The following is a 17,291-nucleotide window of genomic DNA, read 5'->3' on the forward strand; positions in this document are numbered from 1 at the left end:
CCATCAGCAGCACGCCTAACCAGGGCAGCGCCGAGCTCCGCTCCTCCTCGACCACGCTGATCGCGATAGCCGGCGGATCCGACGAAGGCCCTGCGTCAGCGATGGGCCTCGCCGCGAGAGGCTGCTTTACATCGGCTTGGCCAGGCACTGAATGTTCGGGCGCAGCGAGCTCCGCGATGGAAGCCGCCCAGGTCGGGGCGGCGCGCGTACTGAGCTCCGAAGCGGCATCAGCTACTTTGAGTTCGAGCGCCGGCGGCGTCGCCGAAGTCCCCTCGGCCGGTGCCGACCTCAGTAACTCCGCGCGCGCATCAATCACCGGGCCTTGCCTGTGCCGCCCAGCCTCATTCCTGTCGGGACTGGCGCCGCCTTTCGCCGCGCGATCACGAACCGACTTTCGCACGACTGCGATGCCCTCGGCCAGGAACCAGCACTTGCGATGGCCGTCCCGCCGATACATCCAGCGCTGGCGTGGGCCAGACGAGTTGCCGGGCCGCAGCAAGCATTCTGGCTGCACCGGCGACGTTGCAGCGGGCTCGCGAGGACCAGTATTGAACAGGTCGGTGATGGGATTGGCGGACGCAGGTGCCGCCGAAACAGCTCCAACAAGAACCAAACTGGCAAAGCAGAATCGCAAATGACCGGACATCGAAAACTCCCGGTGTTGCCCCCATCCGGCACAAGCCTTCGCGGCAAGATGGGCTCTCATGCGGCTTAAATTGGGCGATGCGATGATTAATTTTGCCCTCGGCTATCCAAATTAATAGGTCGGTCCAGCTCTAGCAGGCTGCAAAAGCGAAGAAATCGAGCCACCCGCAAGCGCCGAGCGTCGCCCGCGTCCTTGTCCTCACCCAATTAAATGTTCCGCCACGATATAACCGCCGTCGCGCCTTTCTCCCTGCTACCTCGCACTTTAATGTGGATTGTACGGCTAATTTTTAAATGTCGGGTTGTCTGTCCCTTCATTTTACGGCTTGTGTGACTGGCCTTCTCACCAGAACCGGATCTGTGCCATGAATGCCGCGCAATTCAACTCGCTCTCGCTTGACGAGCTCTGGATAGTTCACCAGCAGGTTACGGCCAGCCTTACTGAGAAAATCCTGGTGCAAAAAGCACGATTGGAGGAACGGCTCCACAAGATTGGACTCGCCAACGAGGCCATACGGTTCGATCGTAAGCGTCGTCCCTACCCGCCGGTCCGGCCCAAGTATCGTAATCCGAACAACCCCGCAGAAACGTGGTCGGGTCGCGGTAGGCCACCTCGCTGGCTGCAACCGCAGCTTCGATGCGGCCGGAAATTAGACGATTTCTTGATCGAGCGGTCTTCGCTCAAAGGCGGCAGACGAATTTAGCGCCGCGGTCTCGTGCGCTGAAAAACGGCTAGCGCAAAGAAGTACTGCTTCTTCAGCCTTGCGCCTCCGAAAGTCGCCTATCGACTTTCGGCCTTTGATGCGCCCAGCGTGCCCAGCGCGTGCTGGACCTGATTTGCCGTGAGCGAGGCTGTCAGCCGCAAGCCTCGCTTCCCCGCGAGCGCGATGCCTTCGAGGCTCGCCGCTGTCTTCATTGCAGGTTCCTGAAAATCCGATGCCGACCTCGAGGCCGCCGAACGCGGGGGTTCTCGCCTTTCGCCGGTCGCGCCAATGGCGGACGTCCGGCTGCATCTTTGCTGCGCTGCGACAAGCGCGAGGATATCGGCTGCCAACAGATGAAATGGAGTCGCCTAAGACCAATTGTGCGACACCGGTGCGCTTGTCGGACGCCGGCCATGCGTCCAAACTGTGATCAAAGTCGCTGGAATGCGGCATACCTCCAGCGGTTAACAACGACAAGCGCACTGAAGCGCGTTCGAACAACCAGGCCGCCAGGGAGGGACGTCCATGAGCTCAAAGGCTGAGAAGACCAGAACCACTCGTCGCAAATTCTTGCTGACGGCCGGCGCGGCCGGCGCCGCCACCATTGCCATGCCGCAAGTCAGTCGGGCGCAAACGGTGGCCCTGAAGATGCAGGGCTCGTGGGGCAAGGCCGATGTCTTCAACGAGATGGCCGAGGATTATGTGAAGCGCGTCAACGAGATGGCCGGAGGTCGGCTGCGCATCGACTATCTCGTCGGCGGTTCGGTCGTGCACCCGTTCCAGGTCTTCGATGGCGTTCATGGCGGCCAGCTCGACGCTGCACACACGGTCACTGTCTACTGGTACGGCAAGCACAAGGCCGCCTCGCTGTTCGGTACCGGCCCGGTGTTCGGCTTCAACGCCAACGAAGGCCTCGGCTGGATCCACAACGGCGGAGGCAAGGAGCTGTTCGAGGAGCTCCAGACCAAGATCATGAACGTCAACATCAAGAGCTTCTTCGCCATGCCGATGCCGACCCAGCCGCTCGGCTGGTTCAAGAAGCCCATCACCAGCGCCGATGACCTCAAGGGTTTGAAGTATCGCACGGTGGGCCTGGCCGCCGACCTCTTCCAGGCGATGGGTGCATCCGTCGCGCAGCTGCCCGGTGGCGAGATCGTGCCCGCGATGGAGCGCGGCGTGATCGACGGGTTCGAGTTCAACAATCCGACCTCCGACCGGCGCTTCGGCGCGCAGGATGTCGCCAAGAACTACATGATGGGCAGCCATCATCAGGCGACCGAATATTTCGAGATCATGTTCAACCGGACGAAATTCAACGCGCTGCCGAAGGAACAGCAGGCGAACCTGCAATACGCCGCCGAAGCCGTGTCCTCCGCCAACGAATGGAAAGCCATGGATTACTATTCGAAGGACCTGCAGGAGCTGATCAACAAAGACAAGGTCAACGTCCAGCGGACACCGAAGTCGGTGTTCGACGCCCAGATCAAGGCGTGGGACGGTCTGATCGCCCAGCTCGGCTCGGATCCGTTCATGAAGAAGGTCATGGACTCGCAGAAGGAATGGGTGCGCCGCGTGGTCTACTACAACATGAACAACGCGACGGACTACCGCGGCGCCTTCGAGCATCACTTCCCGGGGGTCCTCAAGGCGTGACGACCTCGGCGGCGCAGCACTGACGCTGCATGATGACGGGTGGCGCTGTGCAAGCGCCGCCCGGGCACCAAATTGGTTGGGGGACATCCGGATGTGCTACTCGCCGCGGGCCAAGCTCGCATGAGAAATTTCCTCTTCTTCATCGACGAACTCAGCACCTGGGTCGGCAAGGCATTCGCCTGGCTGATCCTCATTCTCAGCATGTCGGTAACCTACGAGGTCTTCGTCCGCTATGCCTTGAACGCACCCACCACATGGGCTTTCGATTTCAGCTACATCACCTATGGCGGCCTCTTCCTGATGTCGGGTGCCTATGCGCTGGCGCGCAACAATCACGTGCGCTGCGATTTCATCTACAGGACGTGGGCGCCACGCACCCAGGCGACGATCGACCTCGTTCTTTTCGTCCTGTTCTTTCTTCCGGGCGTTCTCGCTCTGGTCTATGCTGGCTTCAACTACGCCTCGATGTCGGTACGCTTTCGCGAAGTGAGCGTCTTCAGTCCGGCCGGCATCCCGGTCTTTCCGCTCAAGGCACTGATCCCCCTCGCCGGCACGCTGCTCCTGATCCAGGGCGTCGCCGAGATCATCCGATGCATCCTTTGCATCCGCGACGGCCAATGGCCTCAGCGACTGCATGACGTCGAGGAAATGGAAACGGTCATCCTGCACCAACAGCAATATCTGGCCGAGCATGACCGGCAGGCTCCGTCCGTCCGCACAGGGGGCTCGGCATGACCGATCCCCAACTCGGCATTTCGATGCTGATCATCTTCATCTTTCTGATCGTGCTGGGATTCCCGATCGCCTTTACGCTGATGGCGATGGGCGTCAGCTTCGGTTTCTACGCGTACTACGTGCCAGGCCAGGAGCTCACGTCCAATCGCGTATTTACGCTGCTGGTGCAGAAGGCCTTCGAGGTTTCGTCGAACGACGTCCTGATCTCGGTCCCGGTCTTCACCTTCATGGGCTACATCATTGATCGGGCGAATATTCTCGATCGCATGTTCCGCGCCCTCCAGCTTGCGATCGGCGGCCTGCCCGGCTCGCTTGCCCTTGCGACCATGGTGGTATGCGCCCTATGGGGCATTGCCTCCGGAATCGTCGGTGCGGTGGTCGTGTTGATGGGCCTGCTGGCGATGCCGGCAATGCTGCGCGCAGGCTATGACAACAAGCTGGCGTCGGGCGTCATCTGCGCCGGCGGCACCCTGGGCATCCTGATTCCGCCGAGCGTGATGCTGATCCTGTATGCCGCAACCGCAGGCATTTCTCCCATCAAGCTCTATCTTGCCGCCTTCATTCCCGGCTTCGGCCTGACCGCCGCCTACCTCGTCTACATCATGGCACTTGCGACGTGGAAACCGGAGCTCGCGCCGAAATTGCCGAAGGAGGAGCGTAGCGCGCCGCTTGGCACCGTGCTTTACGAAGTGCTGGTATCGTTCATGCCGCTGACGATCCTGACTTTCGTCGTGCTCGCGGTGATCTTTGCAGGACTGGCCACTCCTACCGAATCGGCGGCGATCGGCGCCTTCGGCGCGCTGCTGCTCGCGATCGGCTATGGCGCGGACTATTCCAAGCGCCACAACCTGCTCATCCTGCGCAGCTACGCCGTGATCATGACGGCCGTTGTCGTCTGGCTGATCGGCGTTCGCTACTTCGGCCTGCCGCGCTTGAACGCAGTCCCTATCGCCGCCGCGGGCCTGACGATCCTCGTCATGTGCGCGCTGCTTCCGAACAATGCGTTTACCATGGATAAACTGCGGGAGTCGGTTTTCCTCACCGCCCGCACCACGGCAATGGTCTGCTGGCTGTTCGTCGGCTCGGCGATCTTCTCCTCGGCATTCGCGTTGCTGGGAGGGCAGGCCTATATCGAGCAATTTGTCGTCGGCCTCGGCCTTTCGGCGTGGCAGTTCATGCTGGTGGCCCAGCTGATCATCTTCTTGCTTGGCTGGCCACTGGAATGGACGGAGATCATCATCATCTTCTTGCCGATCTTCCTGCCGCTCCTGAAGCAGTTCGGCATCGATCCGCTGTTCTTCGGCGTCATGGTCGCGTTGAACCTGCAGACTTCGTTCCTGTCGCCGCCGGTGGCAATGGCACCGTTCTACCTGAAGGGTGTCGCGCCATCGCATGTGACGATCAACCAGATCTTCTCGGGCGTGATGCCCTACATCTGGATCGTGGTGGCGTTCATGGTGCTCATGTATATCTTTCCGGGCATGGCGCTTTGGCTGCCGAACTACTGGTCCCGGCTATGAGAACGAGCTTTCGCAGAATTGAGGACGAGGCGAGATGAGTCTCTGCGCGCTGCGTCTCACCGAAGCTGCGGCCGGCATCCGCGAGGGCCGGTTCAGCTCGGTGGAACTTGTCGGCGACTGCCTCAAGCGCATCGATGAGGTTGATCACGACATCCATGCGTGGGCGTTCCTCGATCGCGACCACGCGATGCGGCAGGCCGAGGCAGCCGACGATCATCGCAAGCACGGCAAGGCCGTAGGCCCGCTGCATGGCGTGCCCTTGGGCATCAAGGATATCTTCGACACTGGCGACATGCCGACGGAATTCGGATCGGACCTGTGGGCCGGACGCACGCCGCGTCGCGATGCGGCGGCCGTGGCGCGTCTGCGGGCGGCAGGAGCCGTGATCCTCGGCAAGACGGTGACCACCGAGTACGCGTACTACAATCCCGGCAAGACGCGAAATCCGCACAATACGGCTCACACGCCCGGCGGATCGTCCTCGGGCTCCGCCGCGGCCGTTGCGGCGCTGATGGCACCAGGTGCCATCGGCTCGCAGACCAACGGCTCCGTGATCCGTCCTGCCGCCTTCTGTGGCGTGGTCGGCTTCAAGCCCACGCATGGCCTGATTCCGCGCAGCGGCGCGCTCGAATTGTCGCGCACGCTCGATCATGTCGGCGTGTTTGGGCGCAGCGTCGAGGACGTGGCCCTGCTCGCCGAGGTCCTGGTCGGCTTCGACCAGGAGGATCCGGACACCCGGCCCGTTGCGTGTCCGCCATTCACCGCCGTAGCGGCGAGCGAGCCGCCGTTACCGCCGCGATTTGCCTTCGTTCACTCTCCGGTCTGGGATCAGGCCGAGCCGGTGACGCGGGATGCCTTTGCCGAGCTCATCGAGATTTTGGGTGACGCGTCGAGCGAAGTCGAGCTTGGCCCTCGCTTCGCCAAGGCCGTCGATATGCATGGCATCATCATGGAAGTCGACATGGCGCACAATCTGCGGCGCGACTACGAACGGGGCGGCGACAGACTGAGCACCCGGCTGCGCCAGGCGATCGAGCGCGGTCGCACGCATCTCGCGGTGGATTATTGCAACGCACTGTCCGGGATTGCGCCGCTCAATCAGGCGCTGGACCATATCTTTGACGAATACGACGCCATCCTGACGCCCGCAGCCCCCGGCGCGGCGCCCGGAATTGAGACGACCGGCAACCCGATTTTCTGCACGCTCTGGACCTATCTCGGCGTGCCCGCCATCAGCCTGCCGTTGATGAGCTCCGAAACCGGTCTTCCGCTGGGCGTTCAGCTTGTCGGCCGCCGCGGAAACGATGCCCGCCTCTTGCGCACGGCGCACTGGCTTGTCAGGGCTAGTGGCACTCGGTGCAAAGTCCCGAGCGCCGGGGCGAAATCGGCTCCCGGTGCGGCGAAAAGGAAGATGCGATGACCAATGTGATCACCGGGATCATCGGCCTTGCGCTTGTCCTGGCGTTTCTTGGAATCCTGGTGGCCTGGATCAAGGCCATCCCGCTCATCATCATTGTTGTCAGCGTCATGGCGCTGGCAGTGATCGATTTCGTGCGATCCTTGCGGATGAACGGCGGTCTCCGCTGACTGCCGGTCTGGCCGGCGCGTAGAATGGTGGAGCGCCGGCGCAACCCATCGCTCCCACCATATGCGACGAAGCATGATGGGTTTCGCAAGGGCTCACCCCATCCTACGAGCTGAAATGCGAACGCAATCCCCGCCAGGACAACCCGAGTTCTTCCTTGGGTCGAACAGGAAAGTGACAGGCAGTCGGACCTTTTCCGCGGCATCCGTTGGGCGTATCAGCGTCGATTTCCTGATGCTACACTTCCTGCTCCTGCCGATTAGGAGGACGAACATGCCCGATAGCATCTACAAGGTCATTGAACTGATCGGTACCAGCACCGACTCATGGGAGAAGGCGGCCGCCAATGCGGTCGAGCAAGCTGCTAAATCTCTCCGGGATCTTCGCGTTGCAGAGGTCGTCAAGCTCGATATGCAACTGGATGACAAGGGAAAGGTCGAGGCCTATCGCGCCAAGCTCAACGTATCGTTCAAGTTCGAGGGCTCCTGAGCCTCAGCACCGAGGATGGCTCATTGGCAAGGCGCGTTGCGCGGTCCGCCCGGCCGGACGCGAGGTCCATCGCGGAAGTTGGCACTAGTCCGAGCGCGACCGAAATGCTTTGATGCGATTGGGCGTATGGCACGTGGTGCCCCATGTACATGGTCATTCGCAAGTACAGCAAGGTTCGTTCGGTAGCGGACGCCGCTCGTCGCGCAAAGAGCGGCGTTGGTGAGATCCTGAGGCAATCGCCGGGATTCAGATCTTACCATGTGCTGGATGCGGGCGACGGTGTCGGCATCGCCGTCATGATATTTGACGACCGCGAAAGCGCCAACGCAGCGAACGCCAAGATACTGGCATTTGTTCAAGCCAGTCTACCCGACCTCGATCTTGGAGTTCCCGAAATCTCTGCCGGCGAGGTTTTGGTGAACATAGAGCCCAATGGGTCCTCGGGCATCAAGTAGCCGAAAACGCTGCCGGTTAGCCTGACGCCCGCTGATGGTGCAATCAACCTGATCTGCATCGCGCTTGCGGCGATCGAGCCCTGCCACCTGAATGAGCCGGCCAAGAATTTGCGAGCGCACGTATTTGTCGAGGAGCACAAAGGCATGAAGCAACACACCTCCGAAGCAGTTTCCACCAGAGCGATCGGCTGGACACTACTCACGCTGATGCACATCGTGATGCCGCCCCGGGATCCCGATGAAGACGATGAAGACGAGGACGACGAGGAGGAAGACGATGATGATGAACCGGCGGTCGTGCGCGAGCCGGAAGAAGACTAGACTGGCCCGGGTCCGGCAGTCGGTGTTATAATATGTTTCATGGGATGGGATGCGAAAGACATAGCGCTTCTGAAAAGGCTCTGGTCCGCAGGACAGAGCGCGGCGCAGATTGCGCGCCATCTCGGCTGCAGTCGTAACGCGGTTTGCGGTATGCTGAATCGTCTGGGCCTGAAGCGCGGTCACAAGCCGCCCACAGCACGGCCCCAGATAAGGCCGGCCCCGAAGCTGAGGCCGTCGTCGGCAGCCTGCGCCCGTCCAATCGCGCAGAAGGTGTCATCGAATACAGCAGAGAGGAAGCAGACAAAGGAATTCAGCAGGCAGCAGCTTTACGCCGTTCTGGCTGAGGCGGTCAGAAACACTAGCTAAGAGCTCACCGCGAAGTCCTTGCGCTCCCGTCAATCTCCGGCCCGCCGCAGCCACCAACGACGCGTTCTGCGAACGCTCGGATCAATACCCACCGCGAGATTGGCCAGGCTTGTTAGGGCCATCGCGCCCTTCGTTGAAGGCAGCGCTCGCGCTGCCGATCGCCTCGAGCGCCAACTACGCACCAGCCGCCCGTCAGGAACGTATTGGCTGACCGATCCCAAGAAGATTGCCTTCGCTGTCGCGGAACCACGCACCTCGCTCACCGGTGCCCTTGCTGGGGTAGTTCCCGGTTATTTGGGCAATCCCCTCGACCGTCTTCAGACCAGGCAGATCATATTCCTCGAATTTGACTCCCCGCGCGCGAAGCTCGCGCACTGTTGCTTCGATATCCTCGACTTCCCAGCCCATTTGCGTATGCGTGCCGGATTGCGTGCCAGCTGAGACGAATATCGCAAACTCGCCATTTGCGCAGACATAGCGCAATCCGCCTTCGCGCTGTTCGATCGGTTCAAGGCCGAGTTTTTCGGAATAAAACGCCCGAGCCCGATCCAGATCCTTGGCTGGAAGGCGGGCGGCCACTTTCGCTTTCAATAGCATCCTTCTCTCCTAAGCTCAGTCGATCTCTCAATTTGGCCGAACTTGGCATCGGGCCGCTTGCTGACATTGGCGAGGGCGACCCATCAGGCCTGCTTCACCTCACGACGCCGGCATCCGATGTTCGTGAGCACTTGCCCTACGCCCGTCGCATCAGCTTGAGCGAGGCTGCCAGCCGCAAGCTTCGCTTCCCTGCGAGCGCGATGCCTTCGAGCTCGCCGCTGTCTTCCGTGCAGCTCCTGGAGACTCCGATGCCGACCTCGAGGCCGCCGAACACGGGGTTCTCGCCTTTCGCCGGCGTGTGCTCCTGGTTCAGCATCTCGCCCTTCCAGCGGCCATCCGCCGAGGAATAGGAGCCGAGGTAGTGGAAGAACGCATCGCCTCCCAGGATGCGCCCGTCGATCAGCAGCATCACGCCGGACAATCCGGCATCGACGCACCTGTTTAGGCGACGGGTAGGTCTCCCAAAACCTCAAAGGCACGATCAGCGTCAACAAACTCAGGGAGGGCTTCACGCGGGTTTTCGGAGCTGTCGTGAGGAAGCCATCTCGACCTCAGCCTCTTTTATTGTGTTGAGAACGTTTCTCACGGACGCTTCCCAATTAGATTCAAGATCGGGATCGGCTTCGATCCGCGGTGGACACAGTAAGTAGACGGGGCGAGCATCGTCGAGCCGTGCTTCGGAGCGACGCGTCGCAGCATAGGCCAACACGCGTCGGGCATCCTTATGGTGAAGGAGCAATGGGATACCAAGTGCGACGAGTGCCATCATCATCGCTACCAGCCCGTCGAGTGACAGCGTTGTCGACGCGTCGTACTGTTCAATAACGGAGGGCGGGTTGACTTGAGCGACATCCGCCGAGGCATCTACGAATGCCGCGCCGATCGTTTGCTCGCTTTCGCGCTCGATCGCGGCTGGCGGGGTGATCTTGACCACATCCGCCGACGCATCTACCGGCGCCGCGCCAGTCGTTTGCTCTTCCTTACGCTCGATCAAGGATGGCGGCGCTACCTGTACTTCGACTCGTGAACGATTTACCGGTCGGCGGCTAGCCGTCGCATCGCCCTCCCCGCGACGCGCGTCCAATGAGGTTCGCGTCCCGAACGATTGCACAGATTTCTGGCCCGACAGAATCTTCCGCATGTCGTGCGGCCCGACCCTTGTTCGCTGAGCCTTGTGAAGCCTGTGGAGGTCAGACACGGGCGCCGCGTGCCTCCACATATCCCACCGCAGCCGGGGCGCGGGTCCGCGGAAGGGATAAAAAGTATCCTCACGAATCCAGCCACCACCAGACCGGGCCTTGCTCCTTTGAATCAGCTGCATGTTCGTGCCGAGCCGGCTGGAATAGGGCAAGCTGGATGCACCAGCATCATGATGGCCCCCGCCATAACTGCCACCAGCACCACCGGCACTACCGCCGCCAGCTCCAGCACCACCAGCGCCGCCGGCACCACCGCCGCCAGCTCCAGCACCACCAGCGCCGACGGCACCACTGCCACCAGCTCCAGCACCCCCAGCGCCGCCGGCACCACTGCCCCCAGCTCCAGCACCACCAGCGCCACCGCCACCACTGCCACCAGCTCCAGCACCACCAGCGCCACCAGCCCCACCGGCACCACCGCCAGCTCCAGCGCCACCAGCACCACCGCCGGCGCCCCCGGCACCACCGCCGCCACCACCACCACCGCTCCCGTGGCCAAAGGCCTGGGTGATGACCGGCGGGCCAATCAGGGTGATCAACAACGTTGCTATGACCGTAGACTTGATCACCGACCTGAGCATATCTGCCTCCAATGCGCCCTACTCTTTGGCGCGGCAACACTCTTCAGAGGCCAATAGGTCGCCAGAAGCTGAAAGTGGCCGAGTTCATTATGCGCTAAACGGCGCTTACTGATGCCCGGCCCAGCCTTTCATCAGATCAATTTCGGGTCGTGCTTCTGCTCAGCCTCAAGCACTCGTACGCGAAGCGCTTCCCGTTCGGCGAGCTGAGAAGCGAGCGCTTCGAAACGGTGACGAAGAAGAGCAGCAGCGGCAGCAGCATCCGCCCAAGGATTGCCCGCAGGCACCTTGGCCGATTTGAAGAGATCGGCCCGCGGGGCCGACGAGGAAGTCTGGATATGGTGGAGACCACCCATGGCCGGGTCCTCCGCGTGGCGACGTACCTAGGGTTCGACCCTGAGCACGTTCCCCACTGATTTCGTCGCGAGAAGAGATGGAGCGGCAAGCCGCGCCCCGGAGCGACCCTCAGCTAATCTCACCGTGTTTGTGATGATGGTGTTCGTGGGACCCCGCGCCCTCCCCGCCAGACGCTGCGACCGAGTTGATGTCGACATCAGCATGGTCACGGCAGGAGGAGTTACGGCGGCGAATTTTCCGCAGGTCTTCAAAAACTCGCGCCGGTCGTCGTGTTCGTATGAGGACATCGCGCCTCCTCATGACTCTTGCAATTAAACACGTCCGCCAATCTGAGTAAATTAAATAAAGTTAATCGAGTTCAATCACTAAATATAACAAACCCCCGAGTCCCGCTAAAAACCGGCTTCGCGTCCTAGTGCTTCGCCGGGGAGTTCTTCGCCGGTTCGTTCGAGTTTGCTCCTTGGCCGAGCTGATCGAGCCGCCGTTCGAGCTCGCGCTTTTCTGCAACGAGTCTCGCCGCGAGGATCTGATCGACCTGCGTGTGCAGCGCCCACAATTCATCCATGGACAACGCGTCAAGGTATTCTCGATCCATGCCAGCCGGCTCCGTACGAATAGAACGAGTTTGGGCCCTAGGGCACTTGCAAGCGCAACGCCCTGGCCAAAAGTTCCTCGGGTATGCTCGTGATTTACCGTATTTAATATTCCCAATAATTAACGTGTATTAAATCTAGGATAAATAATTCTTCCCGTGAAGTGCTTTGGGGCGAGAATTAAACCAAAGAGCAGCCCGAAAAACGACGTGCTGGACAGCGAGGCGACGACAAAGGATGCCTCGCGGTGTGCATGACGCCACTGCTCACCTCGGAAGCGGACAATGCGACGAGCAGAGCGGAGGTCAGCCACCAGCCAAGGGGAGATGTCAATTGATGGCTTCGGCGCTCACAAGGACGGACGGCGGGATGGTGATACCAAGCGCGCCCTTAACCGAGAAAGTCCGCGCGACAGCAGAGCCGCAGGGGTCGGTGGTCTCTCCATGCAGGAAAAACCCGGTCAGCAGTGCTGGCCGGGTTAGTCGAGGGAGGGACATGTGTCATCGATGTCGGGCAACAAGGCTTATTCCGAGCCGTTCCTTGCGAACTGCTGCTTTCCTTCCATTCTTGAAGAGTTGCTGATGCAGGTTAATCGCCAGTCGAGCAAGGAATTGCCACTGCACTGGAGCCTTGACCTTGAAAGAGCAGTTGCCTTCGATCGGCTTGCTGCCGTTGAGAACGACGCCGTTCTGAAAGCTGATCTAGCAGCTGATCTGGGACGCCAGGCAAGGCATACCGACAGCTTGCTGCGATACGGGCGGAAGGAATGGGTCTACCCGCACCTAGCCAACCCGAGGCATGCAGCTCACGAAGCGGACATCCGATGCCAATGAGTGTGCGCCCTACGCCCTTCGCATCAGCTTGAGCGACGCCGCAAGTCGCAAGCTTCGCTTTCCCGCGAGCGCGATGCCTTCGAGCTCGCCGCTGTCTTCCGTGCAGGTCCCGGAGAATCCGATGCCGACCTCGAGGCCGCCGAACACGGGGTTCTCGCCTTTCGCCGGCGTGTGCTCCTGGTTCAGCATCTCGCCCTTCCAGCGGCCGTCCGCCGAGGAATAGGAGCCGAGATAGTAGAAGAACGCATCGCCCCCGAGGATGCGTCCGTCGATCAGCAGCATCACGCCGGACAATCCGGCATCGACGCCGTCGAGGGCGCTCAGCTTCATGCCATAGAGCCCGTTGGCGATGCCGCCCGGTCCGACCGCACCGCTCGGCGGCAAGCCCTCGTCGTCGAGGCGCGTGAGATTGGCCCAGAACCTGGCACCAGGCATGGTGTCGGCGCCGCCCTCGAGACGGATCTGGTTGCCGTAGAGCCGGCCGCGCGCCCGGATCGAGGCGACGTCGGCACCCATCAGCGGCTTGTAGCTGGGGTCCAGGTTGTGCCGCTCGGTGATGACCTGGGCGATGATCTCGCCGTCGCGCTCGACATAGGTGCCGAGATGCGCAAAGCCCGAATTGCCGCCCAGCATCTTGCCGTCATGCAAGCACATGATGCTGCAGCCGAACGCATCGTTGACGCCGTATTCAACCTTGTAGAGCCCGTCCAGCAATGCAATTCGCCCGCAAAATCAATATGGAATCGAGGGCTACCTAGCACCGCTGCCGCACCGATTCCATCCGGCCTTTCCGCGCAGGGGCCCTGCTCGAAAACGTCGGTGGCCATGATACCACTATACCCCTGTTTTGCCCGACGGGTCAAACGAACTTCGTAAAATCCGCAAGCGCGAATTTCGCTGTGATTTCAGCGGGGGCCCTACTGTGCATGGGGTTGTTTTCGGAGTTTTGTTTTTAGCGGCCCGGATGAGGGCCGATGTTCACCTGCCCGATGCGCGCCCATTGCGACTGGCCGCTCTTGAAGGGAGCGCGATCAATCAGAAGCACAGCGTGGTGACGAGCTTGCCCTGCTTGTCCTTGATCGCATAGGGACAGCGAATGCGCTCCAGCGCCTTCTTGGCGTCCTCGTCGCCGAGCGCTGCGGCGCGCTCGTAATAGGCCTTGGCGGCGTCCTTGTCCTTCGGACCGCCGCGGCCTTCCTGCGCGAAGGCCCCCATCCGCTCCAGCGCGCCGGGATGGTTTTGCGCCGCCGCCTTCTCGAACAGCGCGCGCGCCGCGACGTCGTCCTTTGCGCCGCCATCGCCTTCAGACAGCATCAGGCCGAGCTGGTACTGCGCCTCCGCATTGGTCTCGGCGGCCTTGCCGAGCAGCGCGCGAGCCTGGGCGGGGTCGGCCGGCGCCGCGCCGCCTGCACTGCCGAGCGCGGCAAGGTTGCTGACGCCGCGCGGGTTGCCGGCCTGCGCCGCCTTCTCGAACAGCTTTCGCGCCTGCGCCTCGTCCTTGGCGACACCGGCGCCGGTGCCGTAGAGCACGCCGAGCTCGACCATGGCCGCGCTGGATCCCTTGTCGGCCGCCTTGCGCCAGGCCGCGATCGCCTCTGCGGTCTGCCGGTTGGCCGCATAAGCGCGCCCGAGCTCGAACATCGCGCGGCGAGAGGCGGTGGCCGCCTGCCTGCAGAATTTGACCGCGGTTGCGATGTCGGCGGACGCGATCTCCGCGACGCCCTTCACGTCGGCCGGCTTGTCGGGATCGCTGGGATCGGCGGCGAGTCGGTCGCACAACACGAGATCGGCCGATTGCGCCTGCGCCGTCAGGGGCGCGGCGAAGGCCAGCAGCATGGCAAGGAGGTAAGTCCGCATGATCGTCACGTTGCGTCTGTGGCTCGGCAAATTCAAGGCTCGAGTCCCGATTGGCGCAGGACGGGGGCGACCTCAGGCGATGCCAGATAGCGCAGCAAGCGGTCCGCGGCGCCGGCATGTTTCGCATTCGCCATGCGGCCGGCGGAGAACACGGCCGGCGTCTGCAGCTCGCGCGGGATCGGGCCGACTACCTCGATGCCGCCGACCTGCTTCAGCTCGCTGATTTGCTGCACGGCGAGGTCAGCCTCACCGGTCACGAGCCGCTCGGCGGTAAATCCCTGCTCGACGATGCTGGCCTTGGCGTTGATCTCTGCCGCGATGCCCATCCGCTCGATCAGCTGGGCGAAGTACACGCCGCTTGCGCCGAGCCGCGAATAGGCGACGGACCGCGCGGCGAGCAGCGCCTGGCGTAGCGCGGCTTCGCTGGCGATGTCGGGGTGTCCTTGCCCTGCCCGCACCGCGATGCCGACGAAGGAGCGCGCCAGATCCGCTGCGCTCGCGGCCACCACTTGGTCTTCGCCGATCATCTCGTCGAGCCCTTCGCGGGTGAGGATGACGAGGTCGGCGGCCTCGCCCGCGCGCAACCGCTTGAGCAGCGCCAGCGTCGGCGCGAAATCGGCATCGACATGGATGCCGCTGATGGCCTCGAAGGCGGTGGACAGGCTCCGCATCGCGCCCATCAGGCCGAGCGTCGAGAGCATGCGGACATTTTCCATTGATAGCTCCAGACGCGATCAGGCGCGATGCATCAGCTTGAGCGCAGCGGTCAGGCGCAAGGATCGCTTGCCGGCCAGCGCCGCTGCCTCCAGCACCGCCTGCTCCGCGTCGTAGCTGCCGGAGAAGCCGATGCCGACCTCGTGGCCGCCGAAGATCGGATCGTCCTTGGCCGGCGTGTGCTCCTGGTTGAGGATCTGGCCCTTCCAGCGGCCCTTCGCGGCGGTGTAGCTGCCGAGATAGTAGAAAGCCGCATCGCCGCCGAGGATGCGGCCCTGGTTGAGCAGCATCACCCCGGTGAGCCCGCCGTCGAGGCCGTCGAGCATGCGCAGGTGGATGGAGTAAAGACCGTCGCTGATGCCGGCTTCGCCGACGCCGCCCGCGATCGGCACCTCCTCCTCGGTGATCGGCGTCATCAGCGACTGGAACGGCACGCCCGGCAGCTCCTTGAGCTCGCCCTTGAAGCGATAGAGATCGCCGTCGGCCCAGCCCTTCGCGATCAGGGTCGCATCGTCGGTGCCGGCCATGGCGCGGTAGCTCGGATCGGGATTGTGGCGGACGGTCTTGATGACGACGTCGACGCCGCTGTCGGTCTTCTCGTAGCTGCCGATATGGGCGAAAGCCGAATTGCCGCCGAGCATCTTGCCATTGCCGGCATGCATTACGCTGCGGCCGATGGAATCGCCGAGCTGAAATTTCACCTTGTAGAAGCCTTCAAACACCAGCCGTGTCCCCGGCTCTGCGCGCATCCGGACGCACTCTATCCCGCTTTCGGCGGCGATGGACAAGTTTCGCGGCGCCGGGGCCGACACGCAGAGGAACAGCTGTCATCACAATGCAAAAATCCGCCGGAGCTTGTCGCTCCGGCGGATTGAATGCCAACCCGGGCCAGCCCCCCAGCCCGGGCCGGGAGGATCTTAGGCCGCGGCCTTCTTGTCGGTCGGCACGGACGAGATCGTCTTCAGGATCTGCGAAGCGATCTGGTAGGGGTCGCCTTGCGAGTTCGGACGGCGGTCTTCCAGATAGCCCTTGTAGCCGTTGTTGACGAAGGAGTGCGGAACGCGGATCGAAGCGCCACGATCGGCAACGCCGTAGCTGAACTTGTTCCACGGCGCGGTCTCGTGCTTGCCGGTCAGACGCTTGTCGTTGTCCGGGCCGTAAACGGCGATGTGGTCCATCAGGTTCTTCTCGAAGGCGGCCATCAGCGCCTCGAAATACTCCTTGCCGCCGACTTCGCGCATATAGGCGGTCGAGAAGTTGGCGTGCATGCCCGAGCCGTTCCAGTCGGTATCGCCGAGCGGCTTGCAGTGGAATTCGATGTCGATGCCGTACTTCTCGGTCAGGCGCAGCATCAGGTAGCGGGCCATCCACATCTGGTCGGCAGCGGTCTTGGAGCCCTTGCCGAAGATCTGGAATTCCCACTGGCCCTTGGCGACTTCCGCGTTGATGCCTTCATGGTTGATGCCGGCGGCCAAGCAGAGGTCGAGATGCTCTTCGACGATCTTGCGGGCGACGTCGCCCACATTCGAGAAGCCGACGCCGGTGTAGTACGGGCCCTGCGGCGCGGGATAGCCCGATGTCGGGAAGCCGAGCGGACGGCCGTCCTTGTAGAAGAAGTATTCCTGCTCGAAGCCGAACCAGGCGCCGGCGTCGTCGAGGATGGTGGCGCGCTTGTTGGAGGCGTGCGGGGTCTTGCCATCGGGCATCATGACTTCGCACATCACCAGCACGCCGTTGGTGCGCGCACCGTCCGGGAACACGGCGACCGGCTTCAGCACGCAATCGGAGCTGTGGCCTTCGGCCTGCTGGGTCGAGGAGCCGTCGAAGCCCCAGAGCGGAAGCTGCTCGAGCGTCGGGAACGACGCGAATTCCTTGATCTGAGTTTTGCCGCGCAAATTCGGAGTCGGCGTATATCCGTCGAGCCAGATGTACTCGAGCTTGTACTTGGTCATTGAGCCTCTCTGTAGATGATGCGAAAGGTTGGGGGCCTGGCGGCCCCCGCACGTTTTGTACCCGGCCATCATCGGCCGGCCCTTCCCAAGCATTTAGCGTGCCAAAAGGCCGCAGAACGGGCTGTTTTCCACTGCTTC

Annotated in this window: 24 protein-coding genes; 11 read left to right on the plus strand and 13 right to left on the minus strand. The window is 62.2% G+C overall.

The window, feature by feature from the left end:
- Window positions 1-1,010: 1,010 nt before the first annotated feature.
- Window positions 1,011-1,349 carry an H-NS histone family protein gene (locus ACNJYD_RS21255; protein WP_439363214.1) on the plus strand — a complete coding sequence of 113 codons (339 nt, stop codon included), beginning with the start codon at window positions 1,011-1,013 and terminating at the stop codon, window positions 1,347-1,349.
- A gap of 77 nt (window positions 1,350-1,426) precedes the next feature.
- On the opposite strand, the gene ACNJYD_RS21260 is transcribed toward ACNJYD_RS21255, so the two are convergent.
- Complete coding sequence (locus ACNJYD_RS21260; RefSeq protein WP_439363215.1) at window positions 1,427-1,561, minus strand: hypothetical protein; 135 nt, start codon at window positions 1,559-1,561, stop codon at window positions 1,427-1,429.
- A gap of 313 nt (window positions 1,562-1,874) precedes the next feature.
- On the opposite strand from ACNJYD_RS21260, the gene ACNJYD_RS21265 reads away from it, so the two are divergent.
- The 9 genes from ACNJYD_RS21265 (at window position 1,875) to ACNJYD_RS21305 (ending at window position 8,473) form a co-directional block, all read left to right on the plus strand.
- Entirely contained in the window at window positions 1,875-3,002 is a 1,128-nt protein-coding gene (locus ACNJYD_RS21265) for a TRAP transporter substrate-binding protein (protein WP_439363216.1), read from the plus strand.
- A gap of 39 nt (window positions 3,003-3,041) precedes the next feature.
- Window positions 3,042-3,737, plus strand: a complete 696-nt coding sequence (locus tag ACNJYD_RS21270) for a TRAP transporter small permease subunit (RefSeq protein WP_306557873.1) — start codon at window positions 3,042-3,044, stop codon at window positions 3,735-3,737.
- Window positions 3,734-5,257, plus strand: coding sequence for a TRAP transporter large permease (locus tag ACNJYD_RS21275; protein WP_439363217.1), 1,524 nt, complete (start codon window positions 3,734-3,736; stop codon window positions 5,255-5,257). Before ACNJYD_RS21270 ends, ACNJYD_RS21275 begins: the two co-directional genes overlap by 4 nt.
- 100 nt (window positions 5,258-5,357) lie before the next feature.
- Complete coding sequence (locus ACNJYD_RS21280) at window positions 5,358-6,677, plus strand: amidase (protein ID WP_439363218.1); 1,320 nt, start codon at window positions 5,358-5,360, stop codon at window positions 6,675-6,677.
- Complete coding sequence (locus ACNJYD_RS21285; protein ID WP_172788512.1) at window positions 6,674-6,844, plus strand: hypothetical protein; 171 nt, start codon at window positions 6,674-6,676, stop codon at window positions 6,842-6,844. The genes ACNJYD_RS21280 and ACNJYD_RS21285 overlap by 4 nt, the downstream gene beginning before the upstream one ends.
- 271 nt (window positions 6,845-7,115) lie before the next feature.
- A complete protein-coding gene (locus ACNJYD_RS21290) occupies window positions 7,116-7,331 on the plus strand; it encodes a dodecin family protein (RefSeq protein ID WP_212257599.1) in 216 nt (71 codons plus the stop codon).
- A gap of 143 nt (window positions 7,332-7,474) precedes the next feature.
- Window positions 7,475-7,786: a hypothetical protein gene (locus ACNJYD_RS21295; protein ID WP_172788510.1), complete on the plus strand. Its 312-nt coding sequence runs from the start codon at window positions 7,475-7,477 to the stop codon at window positions 7,784-7,786.
- A gap of 144 nt (window positions 7,787-7,930) precedes the next feature.
- Window positions 7,931-8,107, plus strand: coding sequence for a hypothetical protein (locus ACNJYD_RS21300; RefSeq protein WP_439363219.1), 177 nt, complete (start codon window positions 7,931-7,933; stop codon window positions 8,105-8,107).
- Window positions 8,108-8,146: 39 nt separating this feature from the next.
- Complete coding sequence (locus ACNJYD_RS21305) at window positions 8,147-8,473, plus strand: GcrA family cell cycle regulator (RefSeq protein WP_439363220.1); 327 nt, start codon at window positions 8,147-8,149, stop codon at window positions 8,471-8,473.
- A gap of 192 nt (window positions 8,474-8,665) precedes the next feature.
- Here the strand turns inward: ACNJYD_RS21305 and ACNJYD_RS21310 are convergent, their stop codons facing one another.
- From ACNJYD_RS21310 to ACNJYD_RS21340, 7 genes are all read right to left on the minus strand, one after another.
- Window positions 8,666-9,070, minus strand: a complete 405-nt coding sequence (locus ACNJYD_RS21310) for a VOC family protein (RefSeq protein WP_212257597.1) — start codon at window positions 9,068-9,070, stop codon at window positions 8,666-8,668.
- A gap of 136 nt (window positions 9,071-9,206) precedes the next feature.
- Window positions 9,207-9,479 (minus strand): hypothetical protein, encoded by a 273-nt coding sequence (locus ACNJYD_RS21315; protein WP_212257625.1) that lies wholly within the window; start codon window positions 9,477-9,479, stop codon window positions 9,207-9,209.
- A 99-nt stretch (window positions 9,480-9,578) separates the two neighbouring features.
- Window positions 9,579-10,064: a hypothetical protein gene (locus ACNJYD_RS21320; protein WP_439363221.1), complete on the minus strand. Its 486-nt coding sequence runs from the start codon at window positions 10,062-10,064 to the stop codon at window positions 9,579-9,581.
- Window positions 10,065-10,381: 317 nt separating this feature from the next.
- Window positions 10,382-10,750, minus strand: a complete 369-nt coding sequence (locus tag ACNJYD_RS21325) for a hypothetical protein (RefSeq protein ID WP_439363222.1) — start codon at window positions 10,748-10,750, stop codon at window positions 10,382-10,384.
- A 231-nt stretch (window positions 10,751-10,981) separates the two neighbouring features.
- Complete coding sequence (locus ACNJYD_RS21330; protein ID WP_439363223.1) at window positions 10,982-11,203, minus strand: hypothetical protein; 222 nt, start codon at window positions 11,201-11,203, stop codon at window positions 10,982-10,984.
- Between the two features lie 27 nt (window positions 11,204-11,230).
- The gene (locus ACNJYD_RS21335) at window positions 11,231-11,491 is read right to left on the minus strand and encodes a hypothetical protein (protein WP_439363224.1); all 261 of its coding nucleotides are present in this window, start codon (window positions 11,489-11,491) and stop codon (window positions 11,231-11,233) included.
- 125 nt (window positions 11,492-11,616) lie between these two features.
- Complete coding sequence (locus ACNJYD_RS21340) at window positions 11,617-11,799, minus strand: hypothetical protein (RefSeq protein ID WP_172788470.1); 183 nt, start codon at window positions 11,797-11,799, stop codon at window positions 11,617-11,619.
- A gap of 504 nt (window positions 11,800-12,303) precedes the next feature.
- Here ACNJYD_RS21340 and ACNJYD_RS21345 point away from each other — a divergent pair.
- On the plus strand, window positions 12,304-12,630 hold the full coding sequence (locus ACNJYD_RS21345; RefSeq protein ID WP_439363225.1) for a hypothetical protein: 327 nt from the start codon (window positions 12,304-12,306) through the stop codon (window positions 12,628-12,630).
- Between the two features lie 9 nt (window positions 12,631-12,639).
- On the opposite strand, the gene ACNJYD_RS21350 is transcribed toward ACNJYD_RS21345, so the two are convergent.
- The 5 genes from ACNJYD_RS21350 to ACNJYD_RS21370 form a co-directional block, all read right to left on the minus strand.
- A complete protein-coding gene (locus ACNJYD_RS21350) occupies window positions 12,640-13,344 on the minus strand; it encodes a GrlR family regulatory protein (protein ID WP_212257593.1) in 705 nt (234 codons plus the stop codon).
- Between the two features lie 321 nt (window positions 13,345-13,665).
- Window positions 13,666-14,487 carry a tetratricopeptide repeat protein gene (locus tag ACNJYD_RS21355; RefSeq protein ID WP_439363226.1) on the minus strand — a complete coding sequence of 274 codons (822 nt, stop codon included), beginning with the start codon at window positions 14,485-14,487 and terminating at the stop codon, window positions 13,666-13,668.
- Window positions 14,488-14,519: 32 nt separating this feature from the next.
- Complete coding sequence (locus ACNJYD_RS21360) at window positions 14,520-15,203, minus strand: substrate-binding domain-containing protein (protein ID WP_439363227.1); 684 nt, start codon at window positions 15,201-15,203, stop codon at window positions 14,520-14,522.
- Window positions 15,204-15,221: 18 nt separating this feature from the next.
- Window positions 15,222-15,923, minus strand: coding sequence for a GrlR family regulatory protein (locus tag ACNJYD_RS21365; protein ID WP_439367499.1), 702 nt, complete (start codon window positions 15,921-15,923; stop codon window positions 15,222-15,224).
- Between the two features lie 195 nt (window positions 15,924-16,118).
- Complete coding sequence (locus ACNJYD_RS21370; protein WP_172788501.1) at window positions 16,119-17,153, minus strand: glutamine synthetase beta-grasp domain-containing protein; 1,035 nt, start codon at window positions 17,151-17,153, stop codon at window positions 16,119-16,121.
- Window positions 17,154-17,291: the final 138 nt, after the last annotated feature.

Origin of the sequence: Bradyrhizobium sp. SPXBL-02, assembly GCF_051853065.1 — a bacterium.
GTDB lineage: Bacteria > Pseudomonadota > Alphaproteobacteria > Rhizobiales > Xanthobacteraceae > Bradyrhizobium.